This is a genomic window from Vibrio sp. 1CM8B (genome assembly GCF_023161685.1).
GTDB lineage: Bacteria > Pseudomonadota > Gammaproteobacteria > Enterobacterales > Vibrionaceae > Vibrio > Vibrio coralliirubri.
This window is the reverse complement of the sequence record NZ_JALNTU010000004.1, coordinates 518,798-539,952: the sequence shown is the minus strand read 5'-3', so window position 1 is coordinate 539,952 and position 21,155 is coordinate 518,798. Positions and strand designations below refer to the sequence as shown.

The following is a 21,155-nucleotide window of genomic DNA, read 5'->3' as shown; positions in this document are numbered from 1 at the left end:
TACTTAATCCATGGTGAGATGAATTATGGAAAAGCTTGTAGAACGTTTTCTGAATTACGTTACTTTCGATACTAAATCCGACCCTTCTAATCCACAGTGCCCAAGTTCACCGGGTCAAATTACCTTTGCTGAAGCCTTAAAGTTAGAATTGGTTGCATTAGACTTAGTTGATGTCTCTTTAGATGAAAATGGATACTTGATGGCGAAACTACCGTCGAATGTCGATTACCCAGTACCTGCGATTGGCTTTGTCGCGCATATGGATACCGCTCCTGACGCATCAGGCGCCAACGTGAAACCACAAGTGATTAAAGATTACCGAGGTGGAACGATTGAATTAGGTGAAAGTGGCGAGAGTTTGAACCCAAGCCAATACCCAGACCTTGATTCTTTACATGGTCACGACCTTATTACGACTGACGGCACTACTCTGCTTGGTGCCGACAACAAGGCGGGCATCGCTGAAATCATCAGCGCGATTGCTTACCTGAAAGCGAATCCAGAGATTAAACACGGCGACATTTGCATTGGTTTCACACCGGATGAAGAGATTGGGCGTGGTGCGAACCTGTTTGATGTTGAGAAGTTTGGTGCTGAATGGGCGTATACCATTGATGGCGGTCCAGTAGGGGAGTTGGAATTTGAGAACTTCAATGCCACGAGCGCTGATGTTATCTGTCATGGCGTGAACGTTCACCCGGGTACCGCAAAAGGTAAAATGGTGAACTCGATGAATATTGCGGCGCAATTCCAACTGATGATGCCAGCGCAAGAAACACCAGAATGCACCGAAGGTTATGAAGGTTTTTATCATCTGAAATCGGCTGAAATGGGCGTGGCTCGATCTGAGTTAGGTTACATCATCCGTGATTTTGAACGTGAGGGTGTTGAGGCTCGTAAGGCATTCATGCAACAGAAAGTGGATGAGCTGAATGAGCGCCTTGAGAAAGGCCATGTTGAGTTGATACTTACCGATAGCTACTTCAATATGAAAGAGATGGTTGAACCTCATCAGCATATTATTGAGTTGGCTAAGCAAGCGATGATTGAGTGCGATGTTGAGCCTATGATCAAACCTATCCGCGGTGGTACAGACGGCGCTCGCTTATCTTTCATGGGACTACCGTGTCCGAATATCTTTACTGGTGGCTATAACTTCCACGGTATTCATGAGTTCATTACCATTCAAGGTATGGAGCAAGCGGTAAAAGTGATTGTTGAATTGTCTCAACGTACAGCAACGCATTACCAAAAATAGAACATCAGAGCGTTATATCTCTTTGTATTTTTGAGAGTATTCAATAATACTCTCTTTAAGCATAAGGGAGTACGCGATGAAAAAGTTAGTTTTACTTTGCACCCACTTAGCCGTGGGTGCTTTTGGTTTTGGGCTGGGTGTTTATGCACTACCTATTTTGATTGAGCCTGATTCTCCTTCCTCAAGTTCTGTTGAAGCGATCAGTCAGCAGGCTATCTACACGGGCGAATTCACTAAAGATCGACAAGACAGTGATTTCTTGCATTGGGGAGAAGGCATCGTCTCTGTATCTGAAAGTGCGATTGCGTTTGAAGGCGAACTGGCGCCGGGGCCTGATTATAAGGTTTACCTCTCACCTAAGTTCATTGAAACCGAGCAAGCTTTCAATGACAGCAAGAATGAGTTACTGAGAGTCGGAGATGTGAAAACATTCGACCGCTTTATGGTTGAGCTTCCTGAAGGTATTGATCTTAATCGATTTAATACCGTTGTGATTTGGTGTGAAACTTTTGGCCAATTTATTACTTCTGCCAAGATAAAATGATAGCCTTAGTTAGGTTAATACCAGAATGAACATGAGCGCTCCGGAGTTGAGCGCTTTTTCATAGCACTGATATTAGCGGCTTTCTTGTAAATCTAACCGTTGTAAAGCTAACTGTTGTAATGCTAAGGATTAAGTAATGGAAAAAGTGTGGCAAGTAATTGATTTTCTACTCGCTCATAAGTTTATTTTTAGTGCGTTGATTATCACTATTATTTTAATCATTCGCCGAATCACTTTGTCTCAAATAAGAGGTGATGTTGCTTTCCTTAGCGAAGACCAACGTAACTGGATGTCACGAACCAAAAACGGCACATTCGCGATTATTGTTGTGACGTTATTTGTGTTGTGGAAATCCGAAATCAGCGAGTTTGCACTGTCAGTTACGGCCATAGCGGTTGCTATAGTCGTCGCATCTAAAGAGATCATTTTGTGTTTCACTGGTTCTATTCAACGTGCGAGTTCTCGCTCATTTAGAATCGGCGACTGGATCGAAGTGGGTAAAATCAGCGGTGAGGTGATTGAGCACAATTTGATGGCGACTGTGATTCAAGAAATCGATTTGTACCATGGGCAATATCACTTTACTGGCAAGACAGCCACGCTGCCTAATAGTATGTTCTTCACTTATCCGGTAAAGAACCTCAACTTTATGAAGCGCTATGTTTATCATAACTTTTTTGTGACGGTGAAAGACTTTGTAAACCTATACCCTATGGTGCCGGGTCTTATTGTGAAAATTGAAGAGCATTGTGAAGAGTTTATCGATGTTGCTCGCCGTTACAACGGTGTGATCGAAAAGCACGCTGGCGTTGACCTTCCGGGTTCTGAGCCTCACATCCATATCACAAGCAGTTCGACAGGTGAGCAAGAAGTGCACTTTATGATCTTCTGTCCGACCGAAAAAGCGATTCATTTAGAGCAAGATATTCGTAAAGACTTTATGGAAGCGTATGCGGAAGCATTCCCAACGAACGCTTAGTTTGCTCATCAGTTTACAATGACCAAGCTATAGCCTCTAAACTATAGCTTCCAAAATATAGCGCCCAAACTATAAGTCCAAACATAAGAAAGCCGAGAGCGATACTATCGACTCTCGGCTTTTTTGTTCTTACTATCTGTTAGCTTAGTCTAGCTCAGCGAGTGGTAACCAATCCACTTGTACACCAGCTTGCTCAAACATATCTTGGCTAACTTTAATCTTATCGCCCCAGCGAGAAAGAAAATCTTCACTTTGCTCTGGGCAATGTACCGCTGAAATACCTGTTTGGATGATTTTTGCAGCACAGTTTGGACAAGGGAAATGCGTCACCCAGATTTCGCAGCTGTCCAAATCACGTTTAGCAAATAAAATTGCATTTTCTTCAGCGTGAAGCGTCTTGAGGTACTTCATCTCTCTGTCATCAGTATCCGCACTATCAGACACGCCATGTGGGTAGCCATTAAAACCAACAGAAACGATGCGGTTGTGCTTAGTGATTACGGCGCCGACTTGAGTTGAAGGATCTTTACTCCAAGAACCGACCAATTCCGCCATTTGATAGAAACGTTTAGCCCATTTTGAAATCATGAGAATTCCTTAACAATTAAATGTGAATGCTTATCTGTCTGACAATACATTATGTTAGACAATATCCATAGAGAACAAAAGCTGAGAGATTGATTTACTTAGGAATTGTAGCGTGTTTGTAATCACTTTATAAGCGCTTGGTTTCAATTAACATATTGATACACTTTGGCCAGTTATAATTGATATTCCTCGGACAATGGTAGCAGATGTGTTACGTAAATTTTATGCTGTTCAAATACTAATAAGTGACGGTATAACCATGCGTAAAAAGTTGATCCTTACTGCTCTTGCAAGCTCTCTTATTCTTGCTGGGTGTGGGCAAGATGCTCAAAATGCCAAGCAAGCACCTTTACCTCTCGTAGCTGTACAGGATGTTAGCGTTGTTTCTCACCAGCAAAGTAAGTCGTACATCGGTCGTATAGAAGCCGTTGAAGACACGGCTATTACAGCGCAGGTTTCTGGCTACCTACAAAGCCGTCATTTTAATGAAGGCCAAATGGTTGAAAAGGGTCAATTGCTTTACTCGATTGAACCTTCTTCGTTTGAAGCCGAAGTAGCAAGCGCAAAAGCGTCTGTTGCTCAAGCGAACGCGAACCTTAAAAAAGCTGAGCTTGATTTTAATCGTGGTAAAAACCTACTCCCGAAAGGCAGCATCTCTCAATCCGAATTCGATGCATTAACCGCAAACTTGTTAGGTTCTCAAGCACAGCTTGAAGCAAGCCAAGCACAGCTAAATGCTGCGAATGTTCAGCTTTCTCATACCAAAATCATCGCGCCTTTCTCTGGCCGTATTAGCGATACCAAAGTGAGCACGGGTGATCTGGTTTCACCGTCTTCAGGTGTGCTGACGACTTTGGTTAGCCTAGACCCAATCCACGCATCGTTCAGCATCAGTGAGCGTGAGCGTATTGAGCTAGGTATGGACCGCATTGAAGGCGATGGCAGCAGCGACTCTGCAGGTGTTGAAGTTCAGATCATGCTTGAAAATGGTGAAGCGTTCGAACATCTAGGTCAGCTTGACTTCTTGGGCAACCGTATCAACCTCAATACTGGTACGATCGCGATGCGCGCGATTGCCGATAACCCGAATCAGCAACTACTTCCAGGCCAACACGTTCGCGTTGATCTACGTGAAAAACAACCTATTGATGTTGTGACTATTCCTCGTCGCGCAGTGCAGACCGACCTCGAAGGTGACTTCGTGATGGTATTAGTTGAAGGCGAAGCCGAACCCGTTGCTGAGCGCAGAAACATCGAGATGGGTCGCCAGATTGAAGGTGGCGTGATTGTTCATTCTGGATTAGAGAAAAACGACGCGGTCATCACTCAAGGCCTACAGCGTGTACGTAATGGTATGTCTGTTCGTATTCAAGCTTCTGCTGAACAAGCTGAGTAAGGGGACTATTTATGTTAAGTCGTTTCTTTATTCAAAGGCCTAAATTCGCCCTTGTTATATCCATAATCTTAACGCTGGCGGGTGCGATTTCTCTCGCTATCTTGCCAGTGGCTGAATATCCAAAAATTAGTCCACCGTCGGTTAGTGTTTCGGCATTCTACACGGGCGCAAGTGCTGAAGTGGTGGAACAGGCGATAGCCGACCCCATAGAAACGTCGGTTAACGGCGTAGAAGATATGATCTACATGTCTTCTAAAAGTGCTAACGATGGTTCATACAACCTTAACGTGACCTTTGATGTTGGTACTGATCCAGATATGGCTCAGGTCAACGTTCAGAACCGAGTTGCTCAGATCGAATCGAAGCTTCCACAAGAAGTAAGAATGGTGGGTGTAACGGTTAAGAAGCGTTCTCCGGACCTGTTGATGGTATTGAACTTCTATTCGCCAAACGGTGAGTACAACGACCAATTCCTGATCAACTACGTGAACTTGAACATTAAAGACCAGCTGGCTCGTGTGAAGGGCATCAGTGAAGTTAACGTATTGGGTGGTGGCGAATACGCGATGCGTGTTTGGTTAGATCCTGAGAAAATGGCTAACCTCAATATAACCACCTCTGACGTGAATCGCGCCTTGGCTGAACAGAACGTTCAAGTAGCAGCTGGCCGTATTGGTGCAGCACCTTACGACAATGCACAAGAAGTGCAGTTCAACTTGGTAACCAAAGGTCGACTAGAAACGGCTGATGAGTTTGAAAATGTTGTGCTTCGCGCTAGCCAAGATGGTTCAACGGTTTACTTAAAAGACATCGCACGTGTTGAGCTTGGTAAAAAGTTCTACGACGGCAATGGTAAATACCGTGGTCAAGACGCTTCAATCGTAACGCTGTCACTTCAATCAGACGCTAACGCGCTGGAAAGTGGTAAAGCGGTAATGGCGATGCTGGACAATCTAAGCAAAAACTTCCCCGAAGGCGTTGCTTATGAGGCGAGCTATGACACGACAGTATTCGTTGCTGAGTCGATCAAAGGGGTAGTAAAGACCTTAATCGAAGCTATCTTGCTGGTTATTGCGGTAACGTACCTGTTCTTGGGTAGTGCGCGTGCAACCTTGATTCCTGTGGTTGCGATTCCGGTATCTTTGATTGGTACCTTTGCAATCATGCAGATGACGGGGTTCACCATCAACACGGTAACTCTGTTTGGTTTGATACTAGCGATTGGTATCGTAGTAGATGATGCGATCTTGGTTATCGAGAACGTTGATACCACGATGGCTAAAGACCCAACCATTTCACCGCGTAAAGCAACGCTCATCGCGATGAAAGAAGTAACGGGTCCGATTATTACTTCTACATTGGTTCTGTTAGCAGTATTCATTCCAGTAGCGATGCTGCCAGGTATCACCGGCATCATGTATCGTCAGTTCGCTCTGACTATCTGTATTGCGGTTGTTATCTCTTCTATTAACGCACTAACGCTATCACCAGCATTGTGTTCATTGGTTCTTAAACAGGGCGGTGGTAACACAGCACGTTGGTACCAAGCGTTTAACCGTGGTCTTGAATCCGTAACCAACAAATACGGTCAAATTGCAGGCTTCCTTGTGAAAAAGGGTGTTCTACTGTTTACCTTCTTTGTTGTGGCACTAGCGGCGGTAACTTACTTCGCGAAAACTACGTCTACGGCATTTGTACCTCAAGAAGATAAAGGCATCTTGTTGGTAAACGTGCAGCTTCCTGACGCGGCATCACTGTCTCGTACAGAAGATGTGACTGAGCAATTGCTAGAGATGGTTGAGCAAGAGCCGGGTGTTGATGGTGTGACACTGGTAAACGGTTATGCATTCATGACGGGCGCTTCTGCTTCGAATGGTGCGTCGCTATTTATCAAACTGCATGATTGGGATATGCGTAACGCACTGGACGGTCAACACTCAGCGCAAGCTATCTCACAACGTATTAACGGTCGAGCAGCAACAGAATTGCCTCAAGCGATTGTATTTGCAATGGGACCTCCAGCAGTACCGGGTATGGGTGCAGCGTCTGGTTTTGAGTTCGTTCTTGAAGATACATTAGGTCGTAGCCGTACTGATCTAGCGATGGTTATGAATGACGTGATTGCTGAGGCCGCAAAACAGCCTGAGATTTCACATACATTCAGTACCTTCCGTGCCAATGTACCGCACTACTATGTCGACATTGACCGTGAGAAAGCGCAGCAACTTGGTATTCCGTTGTCGGAAATCTTCCAAACACTACAAGGCAACCTAGGTTCTCTGTATGTGAATGATTTCACCATGTTTGGTAAGAACTTCCGCGTAACCATGCAAGCTGACAGTGAACACCGTAGCAGCATGGATGACCTACAACGATTCCACGTTCGTTCGTCTAATGGCGAGATGATCCCGTTAAGCACATTGGTGACTTACGACCAGATCTTCGAACCAGATGTAGCATGGCGTTACAACATGTACCGCAGTGCCGTGATTCAAGGTCAACCTGCAGAAGGTTACTCAAGTGGTGATGCGATTGCGGCAATGGAACGCGTAGCTGCAGAAGTATTGCCTCAGGGTTATCAGTACGAATGGACAGGCATGGCTTACCAAGAAGTACTAGCAGGTAACCAAGCGATCTTTGCTTTCGCACTGGCTCTGATCTTCATCTACCTGTTTATGGTCGCTCAATACGAGAGTTGGACAATACCGATTGCGATTATCCTCGTGGTACCTGTCGCAACCTTAGGCTCCTTTTTAGCATTGAATCTGACGGGCACACCGCTGAACCTTTATGCACAAATAGGTTTGGTTCTCTTGATAGCCTTGGCCGCGAAGAACGCAATCCTGATTGTGGAATTCGCAAAGGTTGAGCGTGAAGAGAAAGACGCACCGATTGAAGATGCGGCGGTGAAGGGCGGTACGCTGCGTTTCCGTGCTGTGAACATGACGTCTTGGTCGTTCATCTTAGGTATCTTCCCGCTTATCTTCGCTGCGGGCGCAGGTCACGTGAGTCAGAACTCTCTGGGTATTTCACTGATCGGCGGCCTGTTATGTGTATTACTGGCGGGTACGTTCCTAATCCCTGGCTTCTACGCATTCGTGCAACGTAAGCGTGAGAAAGCACACGGTGGTAATACCAAGCTGGTTCCGCTTGATGACGAATAGGGGATTGAGTGTCTTGTAAGATTCGTCTCTTGCAAGACCAACCCTTGGGGAATTAATTCCTTGTAAAAACTAAGGCTTAGCATTGCGCTAAGCCTTTTTTATTCCACTTATGAATAAAAACGCCTTTTATATAAACAAATGTTTGTTATGTGATAGAGCTAACACTCTAATTTGGGTTTTGTAATAAAATGATGTTTTATTGGTAAGTGTATGTTTAATATGATTTTAACAAGGTTCAGCTAACGGGTGTATGCTCGAAAACATTTGCACAATAGTGTGAAGTGTTTCAAAATTACGAAGTTATATTGAAATTTTTTGTGCATTGAGGTTCTTATGAAGGTCATTGATTTATTTAAACACCGAGGCGATAGCATGTCTTCGCAACACTCAGAGTTTATGCAATGGATGTCTCCAGCTCTTAGAGATTACTGGGGCGACTTTCTTAATCGTACGCAAAATAGCCATTTCTTTGCGTGGGTTCGTGATCACCACAAACCTGCTGTCAATGAAGATGCACCAGAGATGCCGGTAGAACAGCCGATCGTACTTAAGCCAGAAGCACAACTTGTGTTTGATGAGCTTAATCAGCAGATCGGTGAAGTCATCCATACTGGCGACTGGATCAATGTAAGTCAAGACCGTATTAACCAGTTCGGCCTTGTTACTGAAGATATGCAGTGGATTCACACTGAGCCTGAAAAAGCGGAAACAGACTCTCCGTTCAAAACAACCATCGCACATGGTTTTTTAACTTTATCTCTGCTTCCTCGATTGACTGACAGTGTTGACCCTGACAAGTCTCAATTCCCAACAGCGAAGATGGTCGTAAACATTGGTCTTAACCAAGTACGTTTCCCATACCCTGTTAAATCGGGCAGTAACGTTCGTGCTAAAAGTACGCTAACAAAAGTAACGCCAATTAAGAAAGGCCTAGAGATTGAACGCGAAATCCGCGTAGAAATCGAAGGTATTCGTCGTCCTGGCGCTGTGATCGTTTCCGTGATTCAACTTCACTTCTAAACGAACTATTTAGATTCCAAAAAAAGAGAGAGCTTAATGCTCTCTCTTTTTTTTCATAAGATAAAACTCACTCACTTATTTAATGCGAGTGTAGCCGTACTCTTCGATAAGGTCTTGCCCTTGCTTTGACTTCACGAACTTGATGAAGTCTTTGCTCTCGTCAGAAACTGAGTCTGTCTTATGCAGCAACAAGAATGGGCGAGCCAATTCATAGCTGTGGTTAGCAATGTTCTTAGATGTTGGCTCTACGCCTTCAAATGTGATTGCTTTAATCGAACGGTCGATCGAACCAACAGAGATAAAACCAATCGCATGCGGGTTATGGTTAACAATCGTTTTAACCATGCTGTTGCTGTTTACAACCAAGTTATTTGGGTTGATGTCAGACACTAGACGGTCATTAATGATCTTCGTTAAACCAAGCAAGCTTTCGAAGCTATAGCGTGAACCAGAAGACGCTTCGCGAGTGACAACTGCGATCGGCTGATCTGCGCCACCAACAGCTTTCCAGTTCGTGATTTTGCCTTTGTAGATATCGAACAGCTGCTCACGTGTAACGTTGCTTACAGCGTTTGAGCGGTTAGTTACGACAGCTAGGCCGTCAAAGGCAATTGGAAATACCTTCAACTTCTCGTCTTGTTCGCGGTCGGTTAAATAACGCGAGCTCATACCGATGTCAGAGACACCTTTATTAACCATGGTAATACCTGCTGTAGAACCAATGCCCTGAACCGCAATATAGTTATCAGGGTGAGTCTTGTTGTACTCCTCAGCTAATACATCCATCACTCGTGATACTGAAGTGGAGCCCGAAATAGTGGTTTCTTGTGCTAAAGCAGCATGAGAAGACAGGGCTAAGGATAAAAGAGAGGCAAGCGCGACTCGTAACATAAACAACTCCTAGTTAATAACATTTGTCGCATATGATAGGTCGGTTATATGACACTTTTGTGAAATTCCATACGCTCGATGCATAGCTGTTTGATTGATGAGTGATAGTTTTTTGGGTTTACGAGAGCAAGATTCGTTTCTGGGAGCAGGGCGGGTATTTTGATTGCGCTTGTTCGCTAAAATGTTTGTTGAGTCCTAAACTAAGTAGAGGAAATCACTACTTAGAAGTTTCTATGAAGTTACAAGGGGTGTTATGTCCGTCATTCATATCGAACTGAATCGTCTTTTAATTGGGGCTGAGAAGCTCTGTACATCTCGAAATCGCAGTTTACCTGTCGAGCTAGGTAAATCCCTATATGAAGAGTGTGAGGGTGGTGTGCTGTTTTCTCAGGCGCATTATCTACTCGACTCATCTCACAGTGACTATACAAACGAGATCGTCTGCGTGACCTTTGATGAGTCGTTATCTTGTTGGTTAGTGATGGTGCCGCTTGAAGGGGATGTCGAAACCGACTCTGTTAATTGGGGGCCTTATCCGTACCTGCCTAAATCGAAGGATCTTGATGCTATTTTGGCGGAAATAGAAAAAGACCCTAAATCGTACTTCTGGTCATAGTCACTCCGGCTTCCCGTTTGCTGGTGGCCTGTTCCTGAAGATAATTAGCTGAATCTCAACTCAAAACTCAACCACTGAATCCCAAAACCAAATGACCTCACCCCAAATCCAAGTGGCCTAATATTGAAGCCACTTGGTTAACACCAGTACCCAACTAGACGTTCACATCAATCTATTGCTTTGTTTGTTTAAACTTCCGGCTTTACGCTTTGCAGTTGTGCTTGTGCCACTAGCGATCGGAAGTCTTTTGGTGTTTTGCCGTGATACGTTTTAAAGGCCGTGCTGAAGTGAGCGGCACTTTTAAAACCGGACTCATACGCGATTTGAGTGATCGACTTATCCGATGTTCTTAGCTGAGTGGCTGCATGAGCAATACGTTTTATCTTTAATAGGTTTGAGAACGACAGATCTTCAGCGGATAAGCGACGTTTAAGCGTAGCCGGTGACATTCCCATGTAACTGGCGAGCGTATCCAAAGAGATATTGTTCTCAATGTTTTGCTCGATGTAATGAATGACTCTTTGGGTCACGGTTAACCTTGAAGCTCGAGCAATAATAGCCAATAGAGCAGGGTACTGTTCCACCATCAAAGACAGTAAACTTAAGCCTAATTGAGTGAGTGCGTAGTCATTCTGAGAAGAAGAGTTGGCCAGTGACATGATGAGACCTTTCAACTGACAGAGCTCAGTATCCGTTTGATTGAACTTAATGTACTTGTCTGGGATTCGAGTGGATTCTAAATCGCTGAACTGATTAATGAACTTTTGAAATATAGCCAAATCAAAATCTAAGCAGGTTGCGCTGAATTCGCCATTTTCAGTGTTAACCGTGATGTCTTTAATCTGACCAGAATTGTAAAGGGTGAAATCTCCCGCTTGTAACGAGGCTTGAGTACCATTGGGTAACACAAAAGAAATGCTGCCTTTCGATACCATAAAGATACCGTTTTTAGAGGCAGGATAACGTTCTCGTCTCCTGGGAATGAAGTTTCTGAACTGAGTAACTGTGATTGATGACATAGTGAGCTTCTTTGACGTTGTAAATTGATTGCTTATTGATTGTTTTTTTTAAGTATTGTTTAAGCATGAGACATTTACAAAAAAGGCGCTAATTATTAGCGCCTTTAGAAGTGAACCTTTGAAGCTTTTGACCTTGAAAGCTTTGACCTTGAAAGCCGTAACCTTGAAAGTCGTAGCTGTTAAAGCCTTTAAGCTTCGGTTTCGTTTGTCGTTTCAGGCTCGCTAGGCAAGTCCGCAAATACTTGAGTAGGTTTTGCTACTAAGTTACGGTTTTCCTGATTAACTTCTGAGAGAACTACTTCTAAAACGTCTCCCAGTTTGTATACCATTTCTTTATCGATAGATACAGTACCCATATCACCGTTGCACTCTATTCTTTCTTTATTATTAAGAATGAGAGATCCAGGGATAAATGCAGCAGCACCATTTTCAAGTAAACGTACACGCATACCTGCACGGTTAATATCGAAAATCTCAGCTTGGAAACGAGTTTCTTCTGCTGGAGCATTGGCTAGAGTGCGAGCATACAACCAATCGCCAACATTACGCTCAGCCATGCCGTGGTGACGGCGGTGCAGGGCAAGTTCATCACCGATAGTTTCATCTGGTGTTTGAATTGGCGCTTTACCTAAGATGTGTGCTTTAAGCATACGGTGGTTAATCATGTCGCCGTATTTACGGATTGGAGATGTCCAAGTTGCGTAAATATCTAAACCCATCGCGTAGTGCGGTGCAGGCTCATTGCTGATCTCGCTGTACGCTTGGAATTTACGAATACGGTTGTCGTAGTAGCTGTTGTCTAAAGAGCCTAACCAACGACGCAGAGTAGCAAAACCTTCTAGAGAAACGATTTGCTCTTCAGTGAACGGTGTTTCCGCTTGCGGGTTTACCAGTTCAAGAACGTCAGAGATTTTCTCAGCCTTGAAACCAGAGTGGCAGTTAAACACACCTTGGTTGAAGCTTTCTTTTAGCACTCGGCCCGCACAGATGTTCGCGCTGATCATTGATTCTTCAACCAGCTTGTTTGCGCTACGACGCATGTCAGCATGGATAGCAACAACATCGTTATCTTCGCTCAGTTCAAAGCGGTAGTCAGGGCGGTCTGGGAACACAACAGCGTTTGCTGAGCGCCATGCTGAACGTGCTTGAGCAAATTGGTGAAGATCAGAAACAATTGCAGCAATCTCTTCTGATGGTTGCCATTTCTCTGATGCACCTGTTTCTAGCCAGTCTGATACGTTGTCGTAAGCAAGACGAGCATGAGATTTGATGTTTGCAGCGAAGAAGTTAATGTCATCACCGATAACGCCATCTTTAGATACCGTTACTGTGCAGCAAAGTGCAGGACGAACTTCGTTCTCGATCAGTGAACATAGGTTATCAGCAAGATCACGAGGCAACATTGGGATATTGCGACCAGGAAGGTAGATAGTGAAACCGCGCTCGCGTGCCACTTTATCCATCGCATCATCTGGAGAGATGTAAGCCGTTGGATCAGCAATTGCGATAGTCAGTTCAAAATCACCGTTCTCTTTCTTCTTCGCGTAAAGCGCGTCATCCATATCTTTTGTGCTTTCGCCATCGATAGTCACAAAAGGGACGTGCGTCATGTCTACACGTTCAAGATCGGCGTCATCGTTGATTAGCCAGTTGTCGATGCCTTCAGGCTCGCTGTTTGGTAGATCGTTTTGTGCCAGCGTTACCCACCAAGGTGCAATCTTGTCGTCAGCGTCTGTGATTTTCTCAGAGATCTGAGCCAAGAAGCCATTGTCACCTTTTAATGGGTGTTGAACGATATGAGCAACAACCCAGTCACCTTCTTTAAGCGTTTCAGGGTTCAGACCCTTCATTGCTTTCGCTTTAAGTTGCAGTTTCTTCAGCTGCGGGTGATCAGGAACAACGTTCAATCGGCCTTTGAAAAGCTTAACTCGCGCAATAAAGCGAGTAAGACCTTGTTCAACCAATTCCTCAGGCTCTGCTACTTCGCGCTCTTTCTCTGTGCGAATGATGGCAATCACCTTGTCACCGTGCACACATTTCTTCATGTATGGAGGTGGGATAAAGAAGCTTGTTTTGCTATCAACTTCGAGAAAACCAAAGCCTTTTTCAGTGGCTTTGATAGTACCTTCCTTTTTAGGGAGGGTTTCTTGGATTTGCTGCTTGAGCTGAGCGAGTAGAGGATTATCTTGAAACATTTGACTTTTATCTAACGAGAACAATTGAGCACACTATAATCATTGCGAGGCCCGATTACTACTTAAAGCCGAAGAGAGCGTAAATTAATTGCCCTCTTATTTAACTCTATCAATTTGGTCGAACTCTATCGCCCTGACGAGATATTCATCAAGTTTTGACGACATGATAGCCAGTATTGATAGAAAACCGAAAAATATGTGATGTATTTCAATTTTTTCTGGCTTTTTTTATGCATTTAGGGAATAATCCGCCTCCCTTAGACGTCCCTAATGGCTTGAAGTGTTTTATTACTGCTTCGTAACTCTGAATGGAATCAGTATCTGATTGGATCAGTATTGGAATTGATAGAGCTCCCGGGACCTTTTGTTTACTTATATATAGTGGGATCCCAATGTCCGAATCTGTAATTCAATTTAATGAATTAGCCCTAAACGATAACATTCTTTCAGCTCTTGATAGCATGGGTTTCGTTTCTCCGACTCCAATCCAAGCAGCAGCTATTCCTCTTCTTCTTGAAGGCCGTGACGCACTAGGTAAAGCACAGACTGGTACTGGTAAAACAGCAGCATTCTCTCTGCCTTTACTTAACAAAATCAACCTGAACCAACACAAACCACAAGCAATCATCATGGCTCCTACTCGTGAGCTAGCGATTCAAGTTGCTGCGGAAATCAAAAACCTTGGCCGTGATATCAAAGGTCTTAAAGTTATTGAAATCTACGGTGGTGCTTCAATTGTTGACCAAATGCGTGCTCTAAGCCGCGGTGCACACATTGTTGTTGGTACTCCAGGTCGTGTTAAAGACTTACTAACTCGTGACCGTCTACACCTAGATGAAGCACACACATTTGTTCTTGATGAAGCAGATGAAATGCTGAAAATGGGCTTCGTAGATGACGTTACTTGGATCCTAGAGCAAGCTCCAGAATCTGCACAACGTGTACTTTTCTCTGCAACTATGCCTCCAATGGTTAAGACTATTGTTGACCGTTACCTACGTAACCCGGCTAAAGTTGACGTTGCTGGTACTAACCACACAGTTGATAAAGTAGCGCAGAACTTCTGGGTTGTTAAAGGCGTAGAAAAAGACGAAGCAATGTCTCGTCTTCTAGAAACTGAAGAAACTGACGCGTCAATCGTATTCGTACGTACTCGTCAAGACACTGAGCGTCTAGCTGATTGGCTATCTGCACGTGGCTTCAAAGCTGCTGCACTGCACGGTGATATTCCTCAGTCTCTACGTGAGCGTACTGTTGATCACATCAAACAAGGTGTTATCGACATCCTAGTTGCAACTGACGTTGTAGCTCGTGGTCTTGATGTTCCACGTATCACTCACGTATTCAACTACGACATCCCATTCGATGTTGAATCTTACATCCACCGTATTGGTCGTACTGGCCGTGCTGGACGTAAAGGTAAAGCGATCCTACTAGTTCGCACTAACCAAATTCGTATGCTTCGCACAATCGAGCGCGTAACTAAGTCTCAAATGGAAGAAATCCAACTTCCTCTACGTGACCAAGTTGCTGCTGCACGTGTTGCTAAGCTTGGCGCTGAACTTGAAACTGAGAAAGAAAGCAAAGCACTAGAAAACTTTGCAGGTCTTATCTCTACTCTTCAAGAGTCTCTAGAAGTTGATGCTGCTACTCTAGCTGCAATGCTTCTTAAGCGTCAGCAAGGTAAGAGCCCACTATTCTACGTTGGCGAAGACCCAATGATCGCTGCTATTGAACGTGATAAGAACCGTCGCAAAGAGCGTCGTGAAGATCGTGACAACGGCCGTGACGGTGGTGGTCGCAACTTCAATACTCAAGATTGGGATACTTACCAACTACAAGTTGGCCGTGAGCAAGGCGTTCAGGTTAAAGACATCGTTGGCGCACTAGCAAACGAACTTGGCCTAACTAAAGGTTCTATCGGTGCTATCAAGCTAGACCAAGGTTCTACTTACGTTCAACTGCCAAAAGCAATGAACTCTGAAACTGCTGGTAAGCTAAGCAAACTTCGCATTCGTCAAAAAGAAGCTGGCGCTGTAGTTGTTGATTTCAATGACTTCCGTGAGCCTCGTCGTGGCGGCGGCGGTCGTGATGGCAACCGTGGTGGCAACCGTGGCGGTCGTGATGGTGGCGGCTACCGTGGTAACCGTGAAGGCGGCAACCGCGAAGGTGGTAACCGTGAAGGCGGTCGTGGTGGATACCGTGGCAACCGTGATGGTGCTCGCGATGGTAACTCTGCTGGCGGACGTGATGGCGAACGTCGTTTCGACCGTAACCGTGGTGGCGATCACCGTGGTAACTTCCGTGGCGAACGTGGCCATGGTAACGGCAATGGCGGTGGTAACCGTGGTCGTCGTCCAGAGCGCAACGAAGGTTAATCAACCTGTCGCTTAGACGCTTTAGTCTAGACACTGAATTTAAAAGCCGAGCGTAATGCTCGGCTTTTTTGTGCCTGCTATTTGAACTTAAGCTTTGGTTGGTTCGATATTCGTAGCCAGCTTACTTTAATCAAGCTTCGTTCATGTAACTAGGCATCGCGCCTAGAACTAATGTTAGTGCCTAAACTTAGCTGTATCGCGTTCTAAGCCTATACTGAAAGAACGTGCTACAAGATGCTAAAACAAAGAGTGAAGGCTATCTAAGCGACGTTACAGTGCATCTATTTGTAGAGTTGTGCTCGAAGGCAATCAAATCACTACTTTCAATTCCAGTGAGCTTTTTGATGCAAACACTGAGCAATTGAGAAATCGAGCAAAAAGTTATCGGTAATGATAAGCAGACGAAAGGGAAGGGTGGTTGTTTTCTAAGCGGATTACCTGCATTTGTTCGAGTCGCTCTAATTAACTGAATCAAGTTAAAAATAACGTGAGCACTCGTTTGCGTCACCTGTTCATTAATTTTCTTATTCAACTATTTTTTAATTTCGCTCTCGAAATAAATAATTTGATGACTAAGATCAACTTAATTGTGTTCATTTAGTGATTTTTTCAAAACAAAAGTTGAAAGATTCAAAAATTATTGAATAATGGACTTAACTAAAATTGAAGTAAACACTTCATCCAATTCGTACTGAAACAGGATCCATATCCAATGTCTAATTCGTTTGTTCTGGTTATTAACTCGGGTAGTTCATCCCTAAAATTTGCTGTAATCGATTCTGTTTCTGGTGAAGCAGTATTAAGTGGCCTAGGGGAGTGTTTTGGTCTTGAAGATGCTCGTATGAGCTGGAAATATCAAGGCGAGAAAACTGAAATTGCCATTCAAGGCGAAGATAACCACCACAAAATTGCCATTGGCAAATTGGTTGGCCTGATGGAAGATCTAGGCTTTACTGCTGATATCGTGGCTATCGGTCACCGTATCGTTCACGGTGGTGAGAAGTTCACTCAAACCGTTCGTATTACTGAAGAAGTAACGAACGAAATTGAAAGCCTATCTGACCTAGCTCCACTTCATAACCCTGCAGGTGCTGTCGGCATCCGTGCTGCGATTGAAGCTTTCCCTTCTCTACCTCAATTTGCTGTATTTGATACGGCTTTCCACCAAACAATGCCACAACGTGCATTCACTGGTGCGATCGCAAAAGAGCTATACACAGACTTCGGCGTACGTCGTTACGGTTTCCACGGTACGAGCCACTACTTCGTTAGCCGTGAAGCTGCGAAAATGGTAAACAAGCCTATCGAAAAATCTAGCTTCATCTCTGTTCACCTAGGTAACGGCGCATCTGTATGTGCAATCAAAGACGGTAACAGTGTTGATACTTCAATGGGCTTCACACCACTTTCTGGCCTAATGATGGGCACACGTTGTGGTGACCTAGACCCAGGCATCATCGAATACCTACTTAAGAAAGGCTGGTCACAAGAGCAAGTATTTAACTCTCTAAACAAGGAGTCTGGCTTCCTTGGCGTGTCTGGTCTTACGAGCGATGCTCGTGGCATCTTAGAAGCAATGGAAGAGGGCCATGAAGGCGCTAAGCTTGCGTTTGAGGTGTTTACTTACCGCGTATCAAAATACATTGCTTCTTACCTTGCAACGTTAGACTCTTTAGACGGCATCATCTTCACTGGTGGTATCGGCGAGAACTCTCTACCAATTCGTCGCGAAATCCTAAACAACCTTAAGATTCTTGGTTTTGTTGAAGATGTAGCTGGTAATGAAGGTGCTCGCTTTGGCGCAGATGGCATCATCGCGAAATCTGAAATGCTAGATGCAGTAGCGATGGTTATCCCAACCAATGAAGAGTTCGTGATTGCTCAACAGTCGGTAGAACTTCTGTAATTTAGCTTAAAAGAAAATACTGAAAAGCGAGCCCGAGTGGCTCGCTTTTTGTTTATATGTAGGTCAGGTTCCACATAATTGTGACTAGGCTTGAATCAAATTATCTCTTGGCTGTTACTCGCTTATGTGAAGCTCTGCTTAATATCTGATTAAGTTTTTATACATTTCCGCCAATTCTTTCTCTACGTATAGTCCTCGTACTTTTCATGCTACAAGGACGTAGCCTTAATTTTCTATGAGGTTACAAATGTTTATGTGCAGACCTATATTCGCTTTAGCAGTTCTTTCTATCGTACCGCTGTCGTTTGCTCAAGAGGCTGAAGTGCAAGATATGTCCGATCCTCTTGCTGTCTACACACAAGCGGGATTTGGTTATACAGACAAAGGTCTCAACATCAAGTTTGGCCAAACCTATGATACGGGTAAAGAGACGACAATGGGCATGAACGTGCTCGAAATCAAAGGTATTGCAGGTGAAGCTCTGGGATGGAGCAATCGAGATAACGACGACAGTATTAACTCGCTTCGATTTAGAAATTTTGGTGTTGATCTAACCAATGGCCGTGGTGCGCAAGTCGATGTGAGTTGGGATTTTGACCATAACCAAGGCTCAGCGTCATACAGTTTTATTCAAGCTTTGCCTAAAATGGGGATGTTCAATTTATATCCTCTCGCAGGGATAGGAATTGCTGCAGGAGAAGAGTTGCCAGGAACCACAGGTGGTGATTTGGATGCAAACCAAGTTCGAGACCGTTATAACCTACACGGCACTTTTTATGTGGCAGGTATGTACGCCAAAATGCAAATTACTGAAAAGGTTTGGCTCAATTATAACCCAATGTATATGGGGACGATTTCGGGATCATCAACGTATAAAGATTACGGTTTTCAACAGGACGACTCTATCATGACTCATGAGTTTTCGATCGGTTATCAATTAATGCCTAGAGCCAACATTCGTTATTTCGCAAACTGGACAGAAAATACCAACTACGAGGATGGCGATCATCGTATTGAGTTCAATTACCAGTTTTAAGCCTTAATAGTAAAGCTGGCTTGCAACACGCACGTCAGCTTTTAAGAATTGACTAGTGACTTAATCATCTCATACAACCACAAGTGCTTCTGACTCTTTCTGTTTTTCTTATGGATATAGGCACATAACCGTAAAGTCGTTAGCTCTTCTACATTCGTTACTTTTATCGCTCTTAGTCCCTCTCCACAGTGTTTCACAAAGTTTTCTAGGGCCGGAACGACTAGGTCTGTTTTCAACACAATCTCGCGAATACTGATTGCCGATGTACTTCTATGAACAATATTTATCTCGAGTTCTTTCTTCGCAACAACTTGTTCAATAAGAGAGGTATGGAAGGTATTAAAAAATGGCATTTCAACAAGGGCGAAGTTGTACTCCAAAAGCTCCTCTATGGTTGCGGTTTCTTTCTTGAAAGGGTGATCCTCTCTCACCACGGCAACGAAATTTACTTCGCCAAGAGGCAGCTCATAAATATCTTTCGTTGTATTAGAAAACTGAAATTGAACGGCAAGGTCTACCTGATCCGTTTTCATCATTGAAGGGGTTTCAGTTGTCATATTATGAGATGCAAACGTAACATTGGGGCACTGTTCTGAAACCTCATTAAACATCATCGGAGAGAGCCAAGGAATGATCTGCTGGCCCATATCTACAGTAATAGTGCCATTTAGTTCGCTCGGTTTAAACTCTCCATGTGTATTCACCGCATTGGACAGCTGAGTTAAAGCGGGTGAGAGCGCCAAGAAAAGGCTGTCTGCGTAAGGTGTCGTATCAAAACCTTTTGGAGTTTTAACGAATAACTCATCCTCAAAATGATCTCGCAGTTTATTTATGTTTTGACTGACTGCTGGAGGAGAAATGAACAGCAACTCCGAGGATTTTTTTAAGTTACGCTGCTGATATACAACAGAAAATAACTTGAGGAGATTTAGGTCAAGGTTTTTAAACTTATCGTTACTCATCGGTGTTCCTTCTACCAATCGAAGTATTAAATCCAGCTTAACAGCCAGCTAAAAAAATTCAAATATTCTAAGTTCAGCTGGTTGATTAGAGTAGTAAGCAAATGTAATGGGATAAGGATTAGTGATTAATATTTAATGTTGCTGATTTGGAAGAGTTTGATTAGGAACATACATTAATCTTTGAATCAGCGAACCAATATATGAAAAATCGATTTTGTCTTTATCTCTAATTAGTACGTTTAGCTGTATTGCCGCTCCTGTCACTACGGGAAATTACTTCGTTGCCGAGTCCGACTGGTATTTTAGTGGTGTGCAAGAAAAAGCGGGAGTAAACGCATGGATGCATGTGCCCCTGTCTGTATCGACAATCAACAAGTCATCCGTTAGAACCATGATGTTGTTTATTCCATTGCATTCGTTGATGTTAGTAAAGGGGCTACGTTTACTGTACCGAAATCTGATGAATTTCAGATTATCCATGTTTTTGATGAGCATTACCTATTTCACCAAGTCGTAAAAAATGGTGTGAAGTGAAAAGGGCTGACTATGTGTTAGCATTTTTTATCCCCAACTTTTCTTTAGTTTTTTTGTAAGTAGTTGATTTATATTGATTGGAGTATGGGTCTCTCCTATTAAGCTTAGCTTAATAGTCAGTTAAATATTGGCGAATATTCATGGTTGATCGAAGTCGTTAATATTTATCCATCGCTTCCAAGGATGGTCCGAAAACAAATAGTATTTTGAAATTAATTATATTTACCGGACTTAATTACATGAACATGAACATGAATAAAACAATATTAGCAACTCTAATTACAACTGTATTCTCAAGTAACGTTATTGCGCAAGGCGTGGATGTTGAATTAGCAAATTTAGAGACTGAAAAAGCGATTCAATCTCAAATGGAGAATATTGATGCTGCGACGCTTGCTAAGCTGAATGCTCAAAATAACAAGGTAGTGGAGTTAAATGGCGAAGTTTACGAGCAAGATGAATCAGGTGTTTGGAAAGCTATTGGTACTGGTGCTCTAGGTCTTACTGCCGCTCTATTTAGCGGGTCTTCTAGCTCATCATCTAATGGCTTATCAGATATTCCTGACTATGAGCAAGGTCCTATCTTACCAGGCGTGGATAACAAACCAGGCCCGGATGTGGATAATAAACCAGGCCCAGACGTGGACATCGATGCTCCTCGTGATGTTT

General features: G+C 43.7%; 16 protein-coding genes. 11 read left to right on the top strand and 5 right to left on the bottom strand.

Translation table 11 applies throughout. The features are described from left to right. The first annotated feature begins 25 nt into the window (after window positions 1-25). From pepT to MSG36_RS11220, 3 genes are all read left to right on the top strand, one after another. The gene (pepT, locus tag MSG36_RS11230; protein ID WP_248367823.1) at window positions 26-1,258 is read left to right on the top strand and encodes a peptidase T; all 1,233 of its coding nucleotides are present in this window, start codon (window positions 26-28) and stop codon (window positions 1,256-1,258) included. Window positions 1,259-1,334: 76 nt separating this feature from the next. Next, window positions 1,335-1,802 carry a DM13 domain-containing protein gene (locus tag MSG36_RS11225; protein ID WP_248367821.1) on the top strand — a complete coding sequence of 156 codons (468 nt, stop codon included), beginning with the start codon at window positions 1,335-1,337 and terminating at the stop codon, window positions 1,800-1,802. Between the two features lie 136 nt (window positions 1,803-1,938). Then, window positions 1,939-2,781, top strand: a complete 843-nt coding sequence (locus tag MSG36_RS11220) for a mechanosensitive ion channel family protein (RefSeq protein WP_086774830.1) — start codon at window positions 1,939-1,941, stop codon at window positions 2,779-2,781. A 144-nt stretch (window positions 2,782-2,925) separates the two neighbouring features. Here the strand turns inward: MSG36_RS11220 and MSG36_RS11215 are convergent, their stop codons facing one another. After that, on the bottom strand, window positions 2,926-3,369 hold the full coding sequence (locus MSG36_RS11215) for a cytidine/deoxycytidylate deaminase family protein (RefSeq protein ID WP_102436457.1): 444 nt from the start codon (window positions 3,367-3,369) through the stop codon (window positions 2,926-2,928). 259 nt (window positions 3,370-3,628) lie between these two features. Here MSG36_RS11215 and MSG36_RS11210 point away from each other — a divergent pair, with 259 nt between their 5' ends. From MSG36_RS11210 to MSG36_RS11200, 3 genes are all read left to right on the top strand, one after another. After that, window positions 3,629-4,765: an efflux RND transporter periplasmic adaptor subunit gene (locus tag MSG36_RS11210; protein ID WP_048614803.1), complete on the top strand. Its 1,137-nt coding sequence runs from the start codon at window positions 3,629-3,631 to the stop codon at window positions 4,763-4,765. A gap of 11 nt (window positions 4,766-4,776) precedes the next feature. Further along, window positions 4,777-7,929: a multidrug efflux RND transporter permease subunit gene (locus tag MSG36_RS11205; RefSeq protein ID WP_048610782.1), complete on the top strand. Its 3,153-nt coding sequence runs from the start codon at window positions 4,777-4,779 to the stop codon at window positions 7,927-7,929. A 333-nt stretch (window positions 7,930-8,262) separates the two neighbouring features. Further along, entirely contained in the window at window positions 8,263-8,949 is a 687-nt protein-coding gene (locus tag MSG36_RS11200) for a MaoC family dehydratase (RefSeq protein WP_017059493.1), read from the top strand. Window positions 8,950-9,024: 75 nt separating this feature from the next. Here the strand turns inward: MSG36_RS11200 and MSG36_RS11195 are convergent, their stop codons facing one another. After that, window positions 9,025-9,840, bottom strand: coding sequence for a phosphate ABC transporter substrate-binding protein (locus MSG36_RS11195; RefSeq protein ID WP_017064361.1), 816 nt, complete (start codon window positions 9,838-9,840; stop codon window positions 9,025-9,027). 253 nt (window positions 9,841-10,093) lie between these two features. Here MSG36_RS11195 and MSG36_RS11190 point away from each other — a divergent pair, with 253 nt between their 5' ends. Then, window positions 10,094-10,456: a DUF3024 domain-containing protein gene (locus MSG36_RS11190; protein ID WP_048606017.1), complete on the top strand. Its 363-nt coding sequence runs from the start codon at window positions 10,094-10,096 to the stop codon at window positions 10,454-10,456. Window positions 10,457-10,644: 188 nt separating this feature from the next. Here MSG36_RS11190 and MSG36_RS11185 read toward each other — a convergent pair whose 3' ends face one another. Further along, window positions 10,645-11,475 carry an AraC family transcriptional regulator gene (locus tag MSG36_RS11185; protein WP_248367819.1) on the bottom strand — a complete coding sequence of 277 codons (831 nt, stop codon included), beginning with the start codon at window positions 11,473-11,475 and terminating at the stop codon, window positions 10,645-10,647. A gap of 188 nt (window positions 11,476-11,663) precedes the next feature. Next, complete coding sequence (rnb, locus tag MSG36_RS11180; RefSeq protein ID WP_248367817.1) at window positions 11,664-13,670, bottom strand: exoribonuclease II; 2,007 nt, start codon at window positions 13,668-13,670, stop codon at window positions 11,664-11,666. Between the two features lie 308 nt (window positions 13,671-13,978). Here rnb and MSG36_RS11175 point away from each other — a divergent pair, with 308 nt between their 5' ends. From MSG36_RS11175 to MSG36_RS11165, 3 genes are all read left to right on the top strand, one after another. After that, entirely contained in the window at window positions 13,979-16,048 is a 2,070-nt protein-coding gene (locus MSG36_RS11175; RefSeq protein ID WP_080582207.1) for a DEAD/DEAH box helicase, read from the top strand. Between the two features lie 712 nt (window positions 16,049-16,760). Further along, window positions 16,761-17,954 carry an acetate/propionate family kinase gene (locus MSG36_RS11170; protein ID WP_248367815.1) on the top strand — a complete coding sequence of 398 codons (1,194 nt, stop codon included), beginning with the start codon at window positions 16,761-16,763 and terminating at the stop codon, window positions 17,952-17,954. 253 nt (window positions 17,955-18,207) lie between these two features. Next, the gene (locus MSG36_RS11165; RefSeq protein ID WP_240493357.1) at window positions 18,208-18,990 is read left to right on the top strand and encodes a hypothetical protein; all 783 of its coding nucleotides are present in this window, start codon (window positions 18,208-18,210) and stop codon (window positions 18,988-18,990) included. 41 nt (window positions 18,991-19,031) lie between these two features. Here MSG36_RS11165 and MSG36_RS11160 read toward each other — a convergent pair whose 3' ends face one another. Further along, window positions 19,032-19,952: a LysR family transcriptional regulator gene (locus tag MSG36_RS11160; RefSeq protein ID WP_248367812.1), complete on the bottom strand. Its 921-nt coding sequence runs from the start codon at window positions 19,950-19,952 to the stop codon at window positions 19,032-19,034. A 773-nt stretch (window positions 19,953-20,725) separates the two neighbouring features. Here MSG36_RS11160 and MSG36_RS11155 point away from each other — a divergent pair. Then, window positions 20,726-21,155: hypothetical protein (locus tag MSG36_RS11155; protein WP_248367810.1), on the top strand; the 430-nt coding region annotated here is incomplete at its 3' end.

Excerpts from the sequence above, each read along its gene's own strand:
- pepT (WP_248367823.1), top strand. The coding sequence starts at position 26 with ATGGAAAAGCTTGTAGAACGTTTTCTGAATTACGTTACTTTCGATACT.
- MSG36_RS11225 (WP_248367821.1), top strand. The coding sequence starts at position 1,335 with ATGAAAAAGTTAGTTTTACTTTGCACCCACTTAGCCGTGGGTGCTTTT.
- MSG36_RS11220 (WP_086774830.1), top strand. The coding sequence starts at position 1,939 with ATGGAAAAAGTGTGGCAAGTAATTGATTTTCTACTCGCTCATAAGTTT.
- MSG36_RS11215 (WP_102436457.1), bottom strand. The coding sequence starts at position 3,369 with ATGATTTCAAAATGGGCTAAACGTTTCTATCAAATGGCGGAATTGGTC.
- MSG36_RS11210 (WP_048614803.1), top strand. The coding sequence starts at position 3,629 with ATGCGTAAAAAGTTGATCCTTACTGCTCTTGCAAGCTCTCTTATTCTT.
- MSG36_RS11205 (WP_048610782.1), top strand. The coding sequence starts at position 4,777 with ATGTTAAGTCGTTTCTTTATTCAAAGGCCTAAATTCGCCCTTGTTATA.
- MSG36_RS11200 (WP_017059493.1), top strand. The coding sequence starts at position 8,263 with ATGAAGGTCATTGATTTATTTAAACACCGAGGCGATAGCATGTCTTCG.
- MSG36_RS11195 (WP_017064361.1), bottom strand. The coding sequence starts at position 9,840 with ATGTTACGAGTCGCGCTTGCCTCTCTTTTATCCTTAGCCCTGTCTTCT.
- MSG36_RS11190 (WP_048606017.1), top strand. The coding sequence starts at position 10,094 with ATGTCCGTCATTCATATCGAACTGAATCGTCTTTTAATTGGGGCTGAG.
- MSG36_RS11185 (WP_248367819.1), bottom strand. The coding sequence starts at position 11,475 with ATGTCATCAATCACAGTTACTCAGTTCAGAAACTTCATTCCCAGGAGA.
- rnb (WP_248367817.1), bottom strand. The coding sequence starts at position 13,670 with ATGTTTCAAGATAATCCTCTACTCGCTCAGCTCAAGCAGCAAATCCAA.
- MSG36_RS11175 (WP_080582207.1), top strand. The coding sequence starts at position 13,979 with ATGGAATCAGTATCTGATTGGATCAGTATTGGAATTGATAGAGCTCCC.
- MSG36_RS11170 (WP_248367815.1), top strand. The coding sequence starts at position 16,761 with ATGTCTAATTCGTTTGTTCTGGTTATTAACTCGGGTAGTTCATCCCTA.
- MSG36_RS11165 (WP_240493357.1), top strand. The coding sequence starts at position 18,208 with ATGTGCAGACCTATATTCGCTTTAGCAGTTCTTTCTATCGTACCGCTG.
- MSG36_RS11160 (WP_248367812.1), bottom strand. The coding sequence starts at position 19,952 with ATGAGTAACGATAAGTTTAAAAACCTTGACCTAAATCTCCTCAAGTTA.